Source organism: Paenibacillus sp. MT86 (genome assembly GCF_058792535.1).
Map to the genome: position 1 here is coordinate 413,771 of NZ_CM179499.1, position 17,244 is coordinate 431,014.

Below are 17,244 nucleotides of genomic sequence, written 5' to 3' on the forward strand. Positions count from 1 at the left end.
TTTCGTACATGAATGTAAATGAATACACGGCGGGGGGGCCTATCGAACTTTGGCGTAGTTCACGTTTCACTAGCTAGATGACGGCTGAGGGGGACTGGAGCCGGATGATCTCCTTCATGAGCTTTTTCAGCATGACGGATGCTTTGACCTTAACAGGCAGGCTGTCCGAGACATGAAGCTGGTAAGCGCCTTGCATAATGGCATCCTTGAGCTCGGCGGCGGATTCGCAAGGCATTTGCAGCTCGTTATAGACGCTTCCGAATTGGAGGCATTGATGCGTATCGCTTCCCGCCGTAACAGGTTTGCCGAGATCGGCGGCGAAACGTTGAACCTGATCTTGATTGGCTTCGCTGCCGTATTGGTACATATCCTTGGCATTGAGATCGAAGGCGTCCAGGCGGCTCAACTGGCTGCGCGTGAGATGGTGGAGCGGCGTGCTCTCCCGGAACGGATGGGCTCCGATCTTGAGCAGCGGGAAGGCTTCGGCCAAGTCCATCAGATCATCGAAAGGGATGAAGGCGCCCTTCTCCGTATACCCGTCCAGGCGACGGCGGGTTTCCAGAATGAACTCCTTTCGGCCGATCAGCAGAATGTGTCCGGTTTCCCGGATGTCCACTTCCATCCCCGGAAAGATCTTCAATCCGCCTGCATCGTAGTATTCGCCATTATAGGGGAACATGCTGTCAAGCTGCCGGTACACCTCGTCAAAATGGCGCGTGTTAAAATGCTCGGTCAAAGCGAGCGCATCAAGTCCGTTGTCCAGCGCCTCCCGGATCATCTCCTCATAATAATTTTTAGAGAAATCGGACGCTTTGGACAATTTGGCGTGGGTATGGAGATCAATTTTCATATTCGAACACTCCTTGTCGAAGTCAGTAATTTTAAGGTTAGCCGAACCAGAACAATAATGCGGTATATGCTGCCGTTCCGGTCAGGAACACCGCATCCCGCGCCGACAGGGTCAGGTGGGACAGCTTCAGCTTCTTGGCAGCCGGATTCTTCATGCCGTAGGAGAACCCGCGGGTCTCCAGCGCTTCTACCGTCGTGCGGGAACGTTTGGCGGTGGCCAGCATCAAAGGGAAAAAGGATAGCATCAGCAGCTTCATGTAATAGGACGCGAGCCGCCAGTAGAGAAAACCGGGATGTTCCGGCGCTTTTCCCCGAAGCCGGTAAGAGAGCAGCACATGGCGAAATTCCTCGAACAATACGGGGAGTATCCGATAGCCGTACGACAAGCTGAACGAGAAGGCGGCAGGCATGCCGAGCGCAAGCAGGCCGTCGCTGATTTTCTCGGGATCCATGCCGGAGAACACCGTAATGCTCGCAAGCGATACAACCGACAGCTTTAAGGTGAGTTTCAGCAGCGGAAGCGCCGAGCTGACGTCCCCGCCGAAAAAGAGGGACACCACGAACAGCCAGCCGACCTGGCCGATCAGGCCCAAGCAAAGTACGACGATAATAAACGGTGTAACCCGCGACAGAATGGTGGTGACCACCATCATGAGAAACAATCCGGCCAGCACGGTCATGCTTGAAATAAACCAGGGCGCTATAGCAAAGAACAGGTACCAGATCAGCATGCATCGGGGATCGAGCCGGGAAAGGGCGGCATGGCCGCTCCCGTAGGCGGTATTCATCAACTCGAGTTGAATCCGTTCAATCGAAATCTTGTTAAACCAGTTGCGGACTAGCTGCATGGCAGTGAATCTCCTTTCCGCTCAGAATGCCGTACATATGCCGGGCAAACACGTCCGGCGAGCTGGTCGCGGGCACGACGCCCAGCCTTATAGATAAATCCATCATCTGGGTCGGTGCGAGCCCGGCCCGGGAAATAAGCTCCGCATCGGCGAAAATCTCGGAGACGGTGCCGTCGCCGGCCACGACGCCTTGATTTAAAACGATCACTCTGGTCGCCCATTCGTGAACCAGCTGCATATCATGGGTGGCGATGACAACGGTACGGACATGGTCCTCCAGCTCCTGCAGCGTATCCAAAAGCTCTTCGCGAGTGGACATGTCCAGATTGGCCGTCGGCTCATCCAGCAGAATCAGCTGGGGCGTCATGGCAGCTCCAATTGCCAGGGATACGCGGCGCTGCTGACCACCGCTGAGGAGACGGGCATCCCGTTCCTTGAGAGGCTGAAGCCGGAAATGGGTCAGCATGCGATGAACCCGATCCTCAGCTTCCGGGTGACGGCGGCTCTTCAAGCCGTAGGCCACTTCTTGATACACATTGTCTTCAATGAACATATCCTCGGGATTCTGGAAGACGTAAGCCACGTTAGCGGATATTTGCTCCATCGATACATCCTTTGTATTTCTGCCCATGATTGAGACAGAGCCGCCGGAAGGCTTGGCGATGCCGGCGATCAGCTTCAGAAGCGACGATTTGCCCGCGCCGTTGTTGCCGACAAGCGCGATGCGTTCGCCTTCATGCAGGCGAAGATCAATGCCTCGAAGAACCTCGTGCTCCGTTTTATGAATCGTTCGGTAGCGAAGTACGGTATGGTGGAACTCCACCAGCGCGCCATGCTCCCCTTGCCGTTCTGATTCATCGCCCTGCTGGATGCGGTGCTGGTCGGAATCTGGGTCCTTCGCGGTTGAGTCAGCATATGAAGCATCATCAGCTCTTGCGTCGGTTGGTGGATGATCAAGCAGCGACGGGGTATCCGCGTGTCTGTGCAGAAGCTCTCCAAAAAAGGCTTCTGCTTCCTCGGCGGTAATAGGGTAAGGCTGCTTCAGCTGATATCCTGACAATCCCATAGCATGAGAGCCGGAGACGTCCGTTATCGAGTGCCCATCCTGCGGACTGCCGGGGGCCAGGTCGCCCTTCAGCAGAATCGCAGACAGCTGTACCGCGGCTTTGGTCACCTGGGGCGGCTGGATGCCCAGCCGCTCCAGATCTTCAAGGCTGTTCAGCGCTTCAATGACCGGGCGCTGCCACAGCACCTTCCCTTGCTCCATCAGGCACACTTCCTCGCAGTAGTCGGCAATAAACTCCGCATGATGCTCAATCACGATAACGGTCTTTCCATGAACCTGATTCAATTGGCGGAGCACATCATACACTTGCCTGGCGTGCTGGGGATCGAGCTGGGATACCGGCTCATCCACCACGAGAATGTCCGGTTCCAGCGAGAGGGCTCCCGCCAAGGCGAGCAGATGCTTCTGCCCCCCGCTCAGTTCCCATATATAGCGGTTCTTCAGATGGGTTAATCCGCACATATCGAGTGCCCTGGCGCCCATGGCCCGGTAGTCCGGAAGCCCGTAATTGAGCGGAGCGAAATGGGCTTCATCCATGACGGTGGGGCGGACCAGCTGGTTATCAAAATCCTGATAGACATACCCCACCCTTCGCGATAGCTCGGAGACTGTCCGATTCTCGGCGGAAACCCCGCAGATTTCGACGGTACCGGTGAAATCGCCTGAATAATAGTGGGGAATCAATCCGTTGAACAGCTTGCAGAGCGTGGATTTGCCGCAGCCGTTCCCTCCGATGATCGCCGTAAAGCTGCCACGGCGAATATGAAGGGAGACTTCCTTCAGCACAGGCTGCTCCGAACCGGGATAGGCAAAGGTGACGCCTGCGATTCGGATGGCCGGATGGTCATGAACGAACGGATTAGGCATAAGGCGGGTTCTCCGGCATTTTCTCTTCCTGAAGGCCGCGGTTTCTTCTGGCCCGCATGAAAGCCAGTACGGCAACGGCCACGATGGCGGCTGCACCGATGCTGATCCAGATCGCGCCGATGCCGAACCGGTCTGCAAATCCGCTGTCCCACTCGCCGAGGTTCCAGTCCGTTTCCGAAAGGGATTCCGCTCCGAAGGCAATCAGTGCCAAAACGATTCCAGCCAGGACCAGCTTGGGCGAGACGATGCCGGCGGCTTCGTATTGGGTAAGCTTCTGGCGGGGTTTGATGCCGAGCAGCGGCTCGATTTTTCCATACAATCTTGGAACCAGATATAATGTAGGCAGAAGAGCGAACAGAATGCCGGAGAACAGCACATCGTTCAGGAAACCGATGCCTTCGACAAGGACCACGCTTTGTGCAAGCCCGGGCACGGCTTCGAATTCCTCGACGCCGATCCAGACCTTGCCGATATCCACCAGAGAGCTGCACAGCTGGTGGATGATGACACCCGACATGGCAGCGATGCCGACCTGAGCGCGGCTGAGGGGGTTTTTGACCAGACGGCCGGCAACGTACATGGCGAAGGAGAAGGTAAGAAACTTCTCCAGCTCTCCGAGACCGCCGAATTGCCCGAGCATCAGTTCACCGAAGATAACCTCGCCGAGCGCAGCCCCTACAGCAGCATAAAAAGGATGAAACAGCATGCAGAGGGTTAGGGGAATGAACGCGAAATATTCGACCGAAAGCTCGATCGGACCCAGGCGAAACGCGGGAATGAGCTCGGTGAACATGTTGGACAGGCCGTACAGCGACATGGACAGCACGAAAATCATCATTTTCTGTGAAGAGGTCAGGGTATAGACCCGTGAATTGCTTGCCATTAGAGAGAAGCCTCCTTGGGAATGGGATTTGCTATCAGTATAGGAGGCGATTATTAAAATGAACGGAGTACTATGTCAACGCATTGTAATATTTTTTACAAAAATATAATCATGAAATAAAATTTACATAACAATCACGGCGTATGATGAACTCATGCTCAATTACGATGATTTCATTGCAGAAGGAGTGCAGCATCATTGAAGAATTGGTTTCCCGATACATCCGGGCTGTCGCCGAGCCAGCTCAAAATCGCCGATTTTATCGAACGTAATCCCGAGGAGATGCTGTTCATGACCGAGCAGGAAATCGCCGACAGGCTTGGCACCAGCATTGCGACCGTTTCCCGGTTTTGGCGTGCCGTCGGGCACGAGAATGCCAAGGCGTTCAAGCTGAAGCTGCGGGAATCCTCGGATACGACGCCTGCCGTAAAGCTGGAAAAAACGATATCCCGGCTGGACGCGTCCAGTCTGCCCGCGAAAATGCTGGAACAGGCGAAGCATCATCTGCAAGACACGATGGAGAAGAACCGCCCGGACGAGCTGGAGGAGGCAGCCCGTCTAATGGCCTCGGCAAGACGCGTGTATGTGCATGCGCCTGGTCCGTCCCTCTCGCTGGGCGAGCTGTTATCGTACCGTTTATCCCGGTTTGGCATGTCGGTGCGAATCATGTCCGGCAGCGGTCATGAACTGCTGGAATCGCTCGCGCATGTAGAAAGAGAAGATGTCGTACTGCTCTTCAGCTTCACCCGGATGCTCCCGGAAACGGAGGTCATCCTGGACTGCGTAAGCCGCGTGCAGAATGCGGCGATCATGATCACGGACCGGGAGGACTTCCGGTATGGAACGCCCGCGCAGATCTCCTTTTTTGTCAGTCGGGGGGATATGGGCGAATTTCATTCCATGGTGACGCCATTGCTGCTGATCGAGCAGCTCATTCTGAGCATGGGCATGCTGAATAAAGAGAAGGTGCTTGGCAAGCTGGATTACTTGGGCGAGTTGCGGACCCGATATGCGGATAAGCTGCCAAGAGGCAAAGCTTGAAGGCTTATAGTCCCGTCGGGAGGCCATCCCTAATAGAAGTCGTTCAGGCACGCCCTGAAAGACTTTTTTTTGTGTCTTTTGTCGCAGAACCATTGGATTATTTATGTAATTTTGATGAGCCAGCTTTCGCAAATTAGTCGTGCGTTAGAAAGCTTCGGACAAACGTGCCATATGATACGTCGATTGTCCGACATATGTTTGGTCATTAATTAACATTTACGCCTGTGAAACAATAAAAATATGGTTCTTTTTGCTATGACATATGTTACTCTAAACAAGAGGTGGTAATATATGTCTGCAATTAAACATGGACGAGGTTACGTATACTCAATCCAGTATCATATCGTATGGTGTGTGAAAGATCGCCATAAGGTGTTGCTTAACGGTGTAGACAAAAGACTTAAAGAGATGCTTTGTCAGATAGCATCAGACAACAACTTTGAAATCGTTGAGATCGAAAGTGACAGTGATCATGTTCACCTATTGGTCGAATGCTCACCGCAACACGCTATCCCTTCTATCATTAAAGCATTGAAGGGAGTATCCGCAAGATTGTTGTTTAAAGAGTTTCCTCAGCTAAAAAAGAAGCTTTGGGGAGGGAATCTTTGGAACCCATCTTACTTTGTAGCAACAGTTAGCGAAAATACAGAATCTCAAATTAGACAGTATATACAAAACCAGAAAGTGAAGTGATATCCATGCTAGTACACAAGGCGTACAAGTTCCGCATGTATCCTACAACAGAGCAAGCTGTCCTCATTTCTAAGACGATTGGCTGTAGTCGCTTTGTGTTCAATCACTTTCTGGGGAAGTGGAATACAACTTACAAAGAGACGGGCAAGGGACTTACTTACGGAACATGTTCAGCCGAACTAACCAAACTTAAGAAGGAGCTGGATTGGCTCAAAGAACCCGATAAGTTCTCTTTGCAGAACGCACTAAAGAATTTAGCAGACTCGTATTCTCGCTTCTTCAAAAAGCAGAATGATGCTCCAAGATTCAAGAGCAAGAAGAGCCCTGTTCAGTCTTATCAAACCAACTTCACCAACAACAATATCGCTATAATAGACAACAAAATCAAACTTCCAAAGTTAGGTTTAGTTAAATTTGCAAAATCCAGAGAAATAGAAGGGCGTATATTGAATGCTACAGTCAGACGCAACCCCACGGGTAAGTATTTTGTGTCTATACGTGCTGAAGTAGAAGTGGAAGCATTGGCTGAGACGAACTCTTCGGTTGGAATCGATGTGGGATTGAAGAAATTTGCCGTTCTGACTAATGGGGAAAACTTTCCAAACCCTAAGTTCTTTCGAAAGCTAGAAGCAAAACTAGCTAAAGAACAACGTATTCTATCAAGAAGGAAAGAATTAGCATTGATACAAAAGAGATCTCTTGCTGAATCGAGAAACTATCAGAAGCAAAAGCTTAAGGTAGCTAGAATCCATGAACGTATTGCCAATTCGAGAGCAGATTACTTACATAAGATTTCAACGCATATTGTCAAAAACCACGACAACATTGCGATTGAAGACTTGCAAGTAAAGAATATGCTGCAAAACGGCAAACTAGCAAAGGCAATTAGCGAAGTATCTTGGACGCAATTCAGAACGATGTTAGAGTACAAGGCGAAATGGTATGGACGCACAGTGGTCGCTGTATGCAAAACGTTCGCATCTTCACAACTATGCTCATGTTGTGGGTTTAAGAACAAAGAGGTTAGAAACCTGAAGCTTCGTGAATGGACTTGCCCAGTGTGCTATTCTCATCACGATCGAGATTGGAATGCAAGTAAGAATATCCTCCATGAAGGAAAAAGACTTCTGTCTGCACAGTTGTAGTGAGTCGTTGTGCAGTAACCGTAGGAATTTACGGGGATAGCCTAATTAATTAGGGTTCGATAGAACCCTGTACTTAGGAATCTCGTCACTTTAGTGATGAGAGGTTCAAATAGTTACCCTACCTCTATGAACTTGCTCGCCTCGGCTTGGCCCCTCTGTTTTGCCGCCGTTCTCTACGTATTCGTTATGGCTTTCTTAAACACGGGACGTTCATGCCCGCATCATGTTATCCAAGTGAAAATCCGATAAAGAAATGAATGGATTGGATATCGGCAGGGCTGCTTGGAGAGGAAAATGCATCTAACTTCGAATTGAGACGTAGTATGTGTTATATCCTTTAATTACCTATGTTTTTACGGATGTTTTATAAGCGGTTATAGGTCGAATCAGTCATCGCTCTATAGGAGTAGGGGAGGTGTTAATTCTTGAATGGCTCGAAGTCCGCGAAGCTGCTCCTGCTTATGGCGGTTATCGCGATCGTGAATATTGTCCTGGTTTCGCCCGGGCTGCTCGGCTTCCAAGTCGGCGGCGATAACGCTTTCCAGTCTGCACTGGTCATCACCGTATGGGTGGTCAGTATGCTTGCACTCTTTTATGGAAGTTATGTTTTGTTGTTCAAGTCTCCGGCTGCAAAACCGATCCAAACGATTCAGACCCGCGAGGATTACATAGAGGCGCTTCACCATTACCGCAACGTGAAAGTGCTGAAGAATGATATCGCTCTTGCCCTGGACCAATTGGAGCGAATCGAGAAGAAGAGAAACGCGCTGCTGGGCGTTCTGGGTCAGCGTTTTCAGCCAACGGAGCTCAGTTACAAGAAATTCATGGGGGTCATCGATGAAGTCGAGAAGCTGTTCTACCTCAATATCCGAGGGATACTGAACAAGCTTGGCGTCTTTGCCGCATCCGATTTCGCCCGCATGGCGGATCAGCCGAAAGCCTCCCAGCTGTCCAGCAAGGTGGCGCAGAAAAAAACGGCGTTATACCAAGAGTACTTGGCTTACGTGACCGGTTATCTGGAGGCGAACGAGGAAATCATGCTCAAGCTTGATAAGCTGCTGCTGGAGATTTCTTTGCTCGGCAGCACCGATTACCGGGATGTGGAGGATATGCCGTGCATGAAGGAAATCGATGCGTTAATCAAGCAAACCAAATTATACAAGCAATAAGAGAGGGAGATGATTATGCGAAGCAAGGGTAGTGCCTTTGTCGTATTAGTGGCCATTGCAGTGGTCGTGTTTGTTCTAGTGTACGCGGGGATCACATTGACCTCCAATCTGGGCAAAAGCCAAGCCGAGGTCGATTCGGAAGGCGCGGCTAAAAAGATCAACAAAATCTACAAGGATATAACTGTCACGACAGCCGATCCCATCAAAGGCCAAGTCGATCTGGACCCGGTGGCCGTCGCGGATTCCCTGCCCGATATATCCAAGTTCCCGATCTCGGTCGAGAATACGACGGACTTGTACGTGGAGATTTTCTCCTCGCCGGAGAAGGCGGGACCGGGCATTGACGGATGGCTGAACGAAGTGGCAGAGGAATTCAACAAATCCAAGCCGGTAGTGAACGGCAAGCCGGTATCCGTGAAGATCCGTAATATCGCTTCGGGAACCGCAACCGATTACATAACATCCGGGAAGTACGTGCCGGACGCTTTTACGCCATCCAATGAGCTGTGGGGGGAGATGGTCAAGGAATACGGCGTCAAAGCCGAGCTGGTATCCAAGCGCCTGACGGGGAACGTCACCGGCGTCGTCACCCGAAAAGCCAAATACGACGAGCTGGTGGAGAAGTACGGCTCCTTGAACGTCAAGACGCTGACGGATGCGATAGCGAATAATGAATTGGCGATGGGATACACGGATCCTTTTGCCAGCTCCACGGGTCTCAACTTCCTGATCACGGCCCTTGAAACGTTCGACAGCAACGACATACTGGGTGAGAAGGCGGTACAGGGCTTCGAGAAATTCCAAGCAAACGTTCCTTTCACGGCTTCCACCACGATCCAGATGCGCGATGCGGCGAAGTCCGGCATGCTGGATGCCTTTGTCCTGGAGTATCAGACCTTTGTCAACGCGGCGGATATGAAAAGCGGTTACGTCTTTACTCCGTTTGGCGTAAGGCACGACAGCCCTTTGTACGCGCTCGGGAAATTGCCGAAGGAGAAGCTGGACATCATCAAGAAATTCGCGGAATTTGTTGAGCAGGACAAATACCAGCAGATGGCCGACAAAAAAGGGTTCAACGGTCTTAACGATTACCAATCCGAGCTCGAGGTCGTCGACAGCAGCCTGCTGCCGTCCGCCCAGAAGCTGTGGAAGGAGAAGAAGGACGGCAACAAGCCGGTAGCGGCCGTGTTCGTGGCGGACGTATCGGGGAGCATGGACGGCGAGCCGTTAAACCGTCTCAAGGAATCGCTGTTGACGGGACAGAAATATCTGGGCCGGGACAACAGCATCGGCTTCGTGTCGTATTCCACGGACGTTACGATTAACCTTCCGATCGGCAAGTACGATTTAAATCAGCAGTCGATGTTTGTCGGTGCGATCAACAGCCTCGAGGCCAGCGGGAATACCGCGACCTTTGACGGCATCGTCGTGGCGATGAAGATGCTGCAGGACGAGATGGCGGCGAATCCGGACGTGAAACCCCTGATTTTTGTGCTGAGTGACGGGGAGACGAACGTCGGGCATTCCCTAGACGATATCCGCGGACTGATCCAAGCCTTCAAAATCCCGGTGTATACGATTGGCTATAATGCCGACATTCAGGCGCTCCAAAGCATTTCCAGCATCAATGAAGCTGCCAGCATCAACGCCGATACCGATGATGTCGTATACAAAATCGGCCAGCTGCTGAATGTGCAGATGTAGCAATTTTTCATAACGATGTGAACCTGGTTTATCAGAAACTTGTAGGAGGGGTTATATTGTCATTCACGATGGAAGTCATAAGTCCTGAGGAGATCAAGACGGCGATCGAGGAGCAGGTGAAGCCTGAGCCGGAAGAAGTCACGCAGCTGAAGGAACTGGCAGCGAGCAATGTGCAGGCCATCATGGAGCTGGATATCGAATCGCTCGAGAAACGGAGACAGGTGCTGCAATCCATTGACAGCTTTGGGATCAGCACGATGAGGTCCTCCTCGGAGAAGAACGCGCTTCTGCAGGTTCAGGTGGGGAGACTATCGAAAACCGGGGACGAAGGCGGCGAAGTGGCCAAAGGGTTAACGGAGCTGCAGCTGCAGCTGAAGGATCTGGATCCGAGCGTCGTGGATTTTGCGAAGAGCGGGCTGCTGGGCATGGTGTTTAACCCGCTGCGCCGATATTTTGCCAAGTTCCAAAAGGCGGATGCCGTCATTTCGGACATTATCATTTCTCTGGATAAAGGAAAAACCGTATTAAAGAACGACAACACCACGCTGGAGATTGAACAGCAAACCCTTCGCGAGCTCACCAAAAAGCTGCAAAAGGAAATCCAATTGGGCATGCTGATGGACACGGAGATCGAGTCCCAGGTCGAGGCGGCCAAAATCCGCCAGGAGTCGGAGGATAAAATCCGGTTTATTACCGAAGAGGTGCTGTTTCCGCTGCGCCAGCGCGTGATGGACCTGCAGCAGATGCTGGTCGTGAACCAGCAGGGTATCATGGCCATTGAAGTCGTCATCCGGAACAACAAGGAGTTAATCCGTGGTGTGGATCGGGCGAGAAACGTAACGGTAACGGCGCTGAAGATTTCGGTGACGGTCGCAAGTGCCCTTTACAACCAGAAGATTGTCCTGAAGAAAATCGAGCTGCTGAACGAAACCACGAACAACCTGATCAGCGCCACCTCCAAAATGCTGAAGGATCAGGGCGCGGCGATTCACAAGCAATCGCTGGAAACGAGCATTTCCGTTGATACCTTGAAGCAAGCGTTCACGGATGTGCTGTCAGCGCTTGATTCCATCAGCACTTACAAGCAGGAGGCTCTCCCGCGGATGCGCGAGACGATCCATCAGTTCAGCGAGCTGGCGGTCACGGGCGAACAGCAGATTCAGCGCCTGGAGCGGGGGCAGAAGCTGGGCCTGTAGGGGAAGCCAGGGATACCATCAAGAAAAGAGTGTGCAGACGTGATGCTGCGCACTCTTTTTACTTGGCTCCAAGTCCCTTATGTCCGCAAATAATTAAGCAGAATGTGCTTGAGAATCGCCAGCTGCTTCTCCGGCGCGAGGTCCGGCTCGACCACCAGAATGTTTTTCTGGAGGGACAGCTTTCTGGCAAAAATGCCGAATGTATTCACGATGGTGGTCAGCGTCTCGGCAATCGGAAGATCGGCTTGAACCGATCCATCCTCGATGCCCTGCTCCACGATGGTCGAGAATACCTGGGATATATCCCGGTAGACGGCGTTAAACAGCTCAATGTCTTCGAGAGGCTCTGTAAACTGAGCCGCGTAACTCTCGAAGTTCTCGAGCAGTTTCACGTTCGAGCTGGTCTGCTGCTCCAGCAGGGAAATAAAGTGGTCGAACAGCAGCTCCAGCTTCTCCATACAGGAAATCGGCTGTTCCGCGACGGAGCGGAAGGTCTCGAGAACGGTCTCCAGCATTTTCGTGGCAACGGCAACGACGAGTTTCTCTTTGCGGGGAAAAAAACGAAAAACGGTGGCTACGCCCATGGCAGCCTCGGTGGCTACATCCTGCATGGTGGCTTTTTCAATGCCTTTATGTGTAAATACGCGCTCGGCTGCTTCGATGATGAGTTGGGTTCGGGCGTTTCGGGTTTCGGGATTCATAATAAGGCCCTCTTTCTTGCATGACGATTTTATTTTACCCGTATTATATCCTTCCGCCCTTTTGACGACAACAAGAGCGTATACATCGGCGGAGAAAGCGGCCCGCACAAGGACCGCTATTAGATGGCGTTATTTCAATGGAATATTCATGAGGACCGGGCTTTGCATGCAGGAGCCGCTTACATATTTGCAGAAATCATTCATCATTGATTTCAATATCATCCGGCTTGAAGGGAGGCGCTGCAATTGGAACGACGGAGCGAGCTTATGGCCGCGGCTGCGAGCAGGTTCGGACTTTTGGAGCGGGATAGACTCCAGACGCATTTTTCCGAACACAGCCTTGTCCGTTCTTATCGAAGGGACGAGAAGACCGTGTATGTGCGCTTGACCGACGAGTCCCACAAACCCTATGCGAAGATTGCCGGGGAGGTGCAGTGGGTAGAGTTTCTTGGGAGTAAGGGCGTTTGCGTTTCGAGGCCGCTCCATTCGGCAGCCGGGAACCTTGCGGAGCGGATCCGGATGGAGGACCGTGAATATACGGCGGTCTGTTACGAGGAAGCCAAGGGGCGTCCGGTTGGGGAGAACGAAGCCGGCGAGGATTTATACAGGCGAATGGGCCAATTCATGGGAGGCATGCATCGTATCACCCAAGAGTATATCCATCAGGACCCCTTCACGAGACGGCCGAATTGGTCGTACGAGGCAGAGAAGGTTCGACATCTCGATTTACCGCCGTCTGAGAAGGGAATTGTCTTTCGTTATCAAGCCTTGTGCCGGTATATATCGAAGCTCCCGGTTTCTAGGGAGGCTTACGGATTAATCCATGCCGATTTTCATTACGGCAATTTTTTTGTCCAGGGGGATGCGTTGTGCCTGATTGATTTCGATGCGAGCCGTTATTCATGGTTCGTGGATGATATAGCCGTCGCCGCCTTCTTCTCGGGTTTGACCGAAGGAGCCGATCCGGACAGAGGTAAATTCATGATCCCTTTCCTGGAAGGATACCGTCTGGAGCGTCGCCTGGAGGAGGAGTGGCTTCGGGAAATCCCCTATTTCATGAAGCTGAGAGAAATGGGGCGGTATATGAAGCTGTTCCATGCCTGCCGCGGAAATTTCGACAAACTTCATCCCTGGGGACAGTGGTATATGAAAGGGCGCAGGGAAAAGATTTTGCAAAGCGATCTGCCACTTTAATAAAGAGCCTTGGTTCGAAAGACGGACCAAGGCTTTTTTATATTTCGGGGGGAAGGCTGGCTGCGGCGGTTAAGGCGATGGGGAGGAACGAAGTCCTTGCAACTCAGATCTATTAATTTTCACCAATAGGAAATTAATTCTAGTACGATCAATTATTGCATTGACAGCCCATAGCGAATCTATTAGTATGTGCATAGCTTATTAAACCTACCAGATAACTTAGATTTAAGGGGTGCGTTCGTTTTACGAGTTTTTGACAGAGCATGATGCATACATTTCGTATGCATATGTCTACTACATGGGGGGATTACAATGAAAGCCAGAAAGTTAGGTTTACTCTTATCGTCGATCATGCTGATGCTGTTGATCGCGGCATGCGGCAACGGCTCCGATCCGGCGGCAGAGGGCGCAGCCGAAGACAAAGGAAGCGAGAAGCAAGCCGAACAACAAGAGTACAAAGACGAGCTGAACATCGCGCTTACGGCTCAGCCGCCAACGTTGGATACGGCCTTGACGGTATCGGCGGTTGCGCTCGATACAGCCGGCAATATCTTCGAACAGCTCTACACGCTGAATGCAAACTATGAACCCGTACCGGCTTTGGCAGAGTCGGTTGAACGAAGCGAGGATGGTTTAACGTATACGTTCGCTCTTCGCCAAGGCGTGAAGTTCCACAACGGGAAAGAGATGACGTCCGAGGATGTTGTAGCCTCGATGAACCGCTGGCTGGTGACTTCGTCCCGGGCGAAGGTGCTGCTGACGAATGCCAAATTCGAAGCCGTCGATGCGTATACCGTGAAGCTGACCGTAGAGTCGCCTACGTCGGACGTGTTGATCCTTATTGCATCGCAAGCGCAGTTCCCTTCCATCATGCCGAAAGAGATCGTGGACGCAGCGCCGGCTGACGGAATCAAGGAGTACATCGGTACAGGACCTTATAAATTCCAGGAATGGAAGCAGGATCAGTACATCCATTTGGTGCGAAACGACGATTATCAGCAGGTGTCGGATGCGGAGCCAAGCGGATTTGACGGTCGAAAAGAAGCTCCCGCCAAAGACCTGTACTTCCATTTCGTCACGGACCACTCCACGCGCATTGCAGGCGTGAAGACTGGCCAGTACGATGTGGCGGACAGCATTCCGATCGAAAGCTATGATGAGCTGGCTGCCGACAACAACATCAACCTGCTCTCGTTCCCTGGCGGTGCCCTGACGGCATTTTTCAATACCAGCGAGGGATTGTTAAAGGACGTGAAGATTCGCCAGGCCATTCTCGCTGCGTTCAATAATGAGGAGATCATGTTGGCGAGCTTCGCCAAGCCGGATTTGTACTCTTTAGCGCCGGGTTACCTGAATACGAATCAAGTCCAATGGTCGACCGAAGCCGGAGCGGAGTATTACAACCAGTCCAATCCGGAGAAGGCCAAGCAGCTGCTGCAAGAAGCCGGGTATAACGGCGAAGAAATCACGCTGCTGACGACCAAGGATTATAACGAGATGTACACGGCTACGTTGGTCATTCAGGAGCAGCTTCGTCAGATCGGCATGAACGTAAAAGTGGAGAACTTCGATTTCCCGACGTTCCTGGAAACGAAGAACGACCGTTCCAAGTGGGATATCTTTGTTGCCAGCACGGGCTATCAGCTTACCCCGCCGCAGCTGCTGGCCGTTAATCCGGATTGGGCCGGACTCGACAATGAAACGGTCAAGCAGGCACTGATCGATATTCGCAGTGCAGCCACGCCGGAAGCCGCCAAGCAGGAATGGGAGAAGCTGCAGGGCTTCCTGTACGAATTCGCTTCCTCCACCGTAATCGGCCATTATAATGGCGTCGTCGCCACAACGAAGAAGCTTGAAGGCTTCGAGCTGTTCGAAGCTCCGGTGGTTTGGAATGCCAAAGTAGCGAAGTAAGCGTATAGGGAGGGTGTTACAAGTTACCGGAGTAACTTCGATAACACCTTCCTTTTTTGAAATTGGATTCATAGACCATGTACAAATGAGGGATTTGCCGTGCTGGCTTATATTACGAAAAGACTTTTGTCGCTGATTCCCGTACTGGCCGTTGTCACCATCGCTATATTTCTGATCATCCACATAACGCCAGGGAATCCGGCGGCGGCCATCTTGGGAATGGAGGCGTCGCAGGAGGAAATAGAGCAGCTGAATCAGGACCTTGGACTGGACCGCCCGATACTCGAACAATATACGAGCTGGGTAGCCAACGTGTTCAAGGGGGATCTGGGGGATTCGATTTTCATGAATCAGCCGGTCAGCGAAGCCATTGCGGAGCATATTACCCCCACGCTATCGCTGGCCATTCTGGCACAGGTCATCGCGATCTTGCTCGCGATTCCCTTCGGGATTATCGCCGCTTACAAGCGAGGGTCCATCGCCGATTATACATTGATGGGGATATCCTTGCTGGGCATGGCCTTGCCCAGTTTCTTGCTGGGATTGTTCCTTATGCTGTTCGTGGGCGTCAAGCTGCAGTGGCTGCCGGTCGCTGGATATGAACCGCTGAGCAGCGGGCTATGGGAACATATGAAGTATCTGATTCTTCCCGGCATTTCCCTTGGAACCATACAGGCGGCCCTGATTACGCGGATGACCCGTTCGTCCATGCTGGAAGTGCTGAATTTGAATTTCATCAAGACAGCCAGATCCAAAGGCCTGCATGAAATGAAGGTGCTGTTCAAACATGCGTTTCGGAGCGCGTTTCTGCCCATTCTGACCGTCATTGGACAAACCTTCGGCACGTTGGTGACGGGAGCGGTGGTCGTGGAGGCCATATTCAACATTCCCGGTCTGGGTCAATTGATCTTGAATTCCATAGCCAGAAGGGACTTTGTGGTGATCCAAGGGGTGGTGCTTGTCGTCACGCTGATGTACGTCACCATCAACTTGATCATCGATTTGTTATACGGCGCGGTTGATCCGCGCGTTCGATTGGATCGCAAATAAAAGAGGTGTAACGGGATGGCTACAGTTCAGGAAAAGGAATATGTCGCTCAAGTCAGCAAAAAGCTGAAAAAAGAGCAGCGAGCCTTAGGATATCGCCGCCTGAAGTCCAACTACGGGCTATTGATTGGAGCGACTATCTTTGTGGTATTGGTGATTCTGGCGCTGATCGGACCGCTCTTCACGAACTACGGTCCGTACGACATGAAGGTTGTGGACCGTTTAACTCCGCCAGGGGCCGAGCATTGGCTGGGTACCGACGAATTCGGACGGGATTTGCTAACGAGGCTACTCTACGGTGCCAGGGTATCGATTAGCGTCGGACTGGCGGTTGCGCTGCTGTCCTCCGCTCTGGGACTCGTGATCGGCGTCTATGCAACGTATTATAAGACGTTGGATCATATTCTCATGCGCATTTGCGACGGGTTGATTGCGATTCCGGGAATCCTGCTCGCCATTGCCTTAATGGCCGCGCTCGGCGCATCCGCCTTGAACGTTATCATTGCGCTGACGATCGTGTTCACGCCGAATATTGCCCGAGTCGTCCGCTCGGCAGCACTGGTAGTGCGCGAGCAAACCTACATCGAGGCCATGCATGTCCAGGGGGCCAGCTCCACGCGCATTATATGGCAGCACATCGTGCCTAACACGCTGTCTCCACTACTGGTACAGGCGACTTTCGTATTTGCCGAGGCGATTATCTCGGAGGCAGCGCTCAGCTTTCTCGGTGCGGGCATTCCTGCGCCCGAAGCCAGCTGGGGGAACATTTTGCAGGCAAGCAAGCTTGTAATTTACAAGGCATGGTGGATGGTCGTATTTCCCGGGGCCACGCTCGTCCTGTCCGTCCTTAGCCTGAATTTGCTGGGAGACGGGCTGCGCGATTTACTGGACCCCCGCGTGAAGCAAAAGTTTAGAAAGCGATGAATATAA

General features: G+C 52.0%; 15 protein-coding genes. 10 read left to right on the plus strand and 5 right to left on the minus strand.

Going from position 1 to position 17,244, the window contains the following annotated elements; genetic code table 11:
* Window positions 1-73: 73 nt before the first annotated feature.
* Genes AC3RCL_RS01765 through AC3RCL_RS01780 form a run of 4 tightly spaced genes read right to left on the minus strand, consistent with a single transcriptional unit; the run spans window position 74 to window position 4,513 of the window.
* Window positions 74-850 carry a PHP domain-containing protein gene (locus AC3RCL_RS01765; RefSeq protein ID WP_492534351.1) on the minus strand — a complete coding sequence of 259 codons (777 nt, stop codon included), beginning with the start codon at window positions 848-850 and terminating at the stop codon, window positions 74-76.
* Window positions 851-887: 37 nt separating this feature from the next.
* On the minus strand, window positions 888-1,697 hold the full coding sequence (locus AC3RCL_RS01770) for an energy-coupling factor transporter transmembrane component T family protein (RefSeq protein WP_492534353.1): 810 nt from the start codon (window positions 1,695-1,697) through the stop codon (window positions 888-890).
* Window positions 1,672-3,630, minus strand: coding sequence for an ABC transporter ATP-binding protein (locus tag AC3RCL_RS01775; RefSeq protein WP_492534355.1), 1,959 nt, complete (start codon window positions 3,628-3,630; stop codon window positions 1,672-1,674). Before AC3RCL_RS01775 ends, AC3RCL_RS01770 begins: the two co-directional genes overlap by 26 nt.
* Window positions 3,623-4,513 carry a DUF8171 family membrane protein gene (locus AC3RCL_RS01780; RefSeq protein WP_192569996.1) on the minus strand — a complete coding sequence of 297 codons (891 nt, stop codon included), beginning with the start codon at window positions 4,511-4,513 and terminating at the stop codon, window positions 3,623-3,625. Before AC3RCL_RS01780 ends, AC3RCL_RS01775 begins: the two co-directional genes overlap by 8 nt.
* 198 nt (window positions 4,514-4,711) lie before the next feature.
* Between AC3RCL_RS01780 and AC3RCL_RS01785 the strand changes: the two genes are divergently transcribed.
* The 6 genes from AC3RCL_RS01785 to AC3RCL_RS01810 all read left to right on the plus strand — a co-directional run bounded on the left by AC3RCL_RS01785 (window position 4,712) and on the right by AC3RCL_RS01810 (window position 11,461).
* Window positions 4,712-5,554, plus strand: coding sequence for a MurR/RpiR family transcriptional regulator (locus AC3RCL_RS01785; protein ID WP_492534357.1), 843 nt, complete (start codon window positions 4,712-4,714; stop codon window positions 5,552-5,554).
* A gap of 291 nt (window positions 5,555-5,845) precedes the next feature.
* Window positions 5,846-6,247 carry an IS200/IS605 family transposase gene (gene tnpA, locus AC3RCL_RS01790; RefSeq protein WP_090910252.1) on the plus strand — a complete coding sequence of 134 codons (402 nt, stop codon included), beginning with the start codon at window positions 5,846-5,848 and terminating at the stop codon, window positions 6,245-6,247.
* A gap of 5 nt (window positions 6,248-6,252) precedes the next feature.
* Window positions 6,253-7,392 carry an IS200/IS605 family element RNA-guided endonuclease TnpB gene (gene tnpB, locus AC3RCL_RS01795; protein ID WP_492534359.1) on the plus strand — a complete coding sequence of 380 codons (1,140 nt, stop codon included), beginning with the start codon at window positions 6,253-6,255 and terminating at the stop codon, window positions 7,390-7,392.
* Window positions 7,393-7,817: 425 nt separating this feature from the next.
* A complete protein-coding gene (locus AC3RCL_RS01800; protein WP_012818581.1) occupies window positions 7,818-8,561 on the plus strand; it encodes a hypothetical protein in 744 nt (247 codons plus the stop codon).
* A 15-nt stretch (window positions 8,562-8,576) separates the two neighbouring features.
* Window positions 8,577-10,265: a vWA domain-containing protein gene (locus tag AC3RCL_RS01805; RefSeq protein ID WP_090910250.1), complete on the plus strand. Its 1,689-nt coding sequence runs from the start codon at window positions 8,577-8,579 to the stop codon at window positions 10,263-10,265.
* Between the two features lie 56 nt (window positions 10,266-10,321).
* Window positions 10,322-11,461 (plus strand): toxic anion resistance protein, encoded by a 1,140-nt coding sequence (locus AC3RCL_RS01810; protein WP_492534362.1) that lies wholly within the window; start codon window positions 10,322-10,324, stop codon window positions 11,459-11,461.
* A gap of 77 nt (window positions 11,462-11,538) precedes the next feature.
* Here the strand turns inward: AC3RCL_RS01810 and AC3RCL_RS01815 are convergent, their stop codons facing one another.
* The gene (locus tag AC3RCL_RS01815; protein WP_492534364.1) at window positions 11,539-12,162 is read right to left on the minus strand and encodes a TetR/AcrR family transcriptional regulator; all 624 of its coding nucleotides are present in this window, start codon (window positions 12,160-12,162) and stop codon (window positions 11,539-11,541) included.
* 246 nt (window positions 12,163-12,408) lie between these two features.
* Between AC3RCL_RS01815 and AC3RCL_RS01820 the strand changes: the two genes are divergently transcribed.
* The 4 genes from AC3RCL_RS01820 (at window position 12,409) to AC3RCL_RS01835 (ending at window position 17,238) form a co-directional block, all read left to right on the plus strand.
* On the plus strand, window positions 12,409-13,356 hold the full coding sequence (locus AC3RCL_RS01820) for a phosphotransferase enzyme family protein (RefSeq protein ID WP_492534366.1): 948 nt from the start codon (window positions 12,409-12,411) through the stop codon (window positions 13,354-13,356).
* Window positions 13,357-13,668: 312 nt separating this feature from the next.
* Window positions 13,669-15,267 (plus strand): ABC transporter substrate-binding protein, encoded by a 1,599-nt coding sequence (locus tag AC3RCL_RS01825; protein WP_492534368.1) that lies wholly within the window; start codon window positions 13,669-13,671, stop codon window positions 15,265-15,267.
* A gap of 99 nt (window positions 15,268-15,366) precedes the next feature.
* Complete coding sequence (locus AC3RCL_RS01830; protein ID WP_096774843.1) at window positions 15,367-16,317, plus strand: ABC transporter permease; 951 nt, start codon at window positions 15,367-15,369, stop codon at window positions 16,315-16,317.
* 15 nt (window positions 16,318-16,332) lie between these two features.
* On the plus strand, window positions 16,333-17,238 hold the full coding sequence (locus AC3RCL_RS01835) for an ABC transporter permease (RefSeq protein ID WP_145040211.1): 906 nt from the start codon (window positions 16,333-16,335) through the stop codon (window positions 17,236-17,238).
* Window positions 17,239-17,244 lie beyond the last annotated feature (6 nt).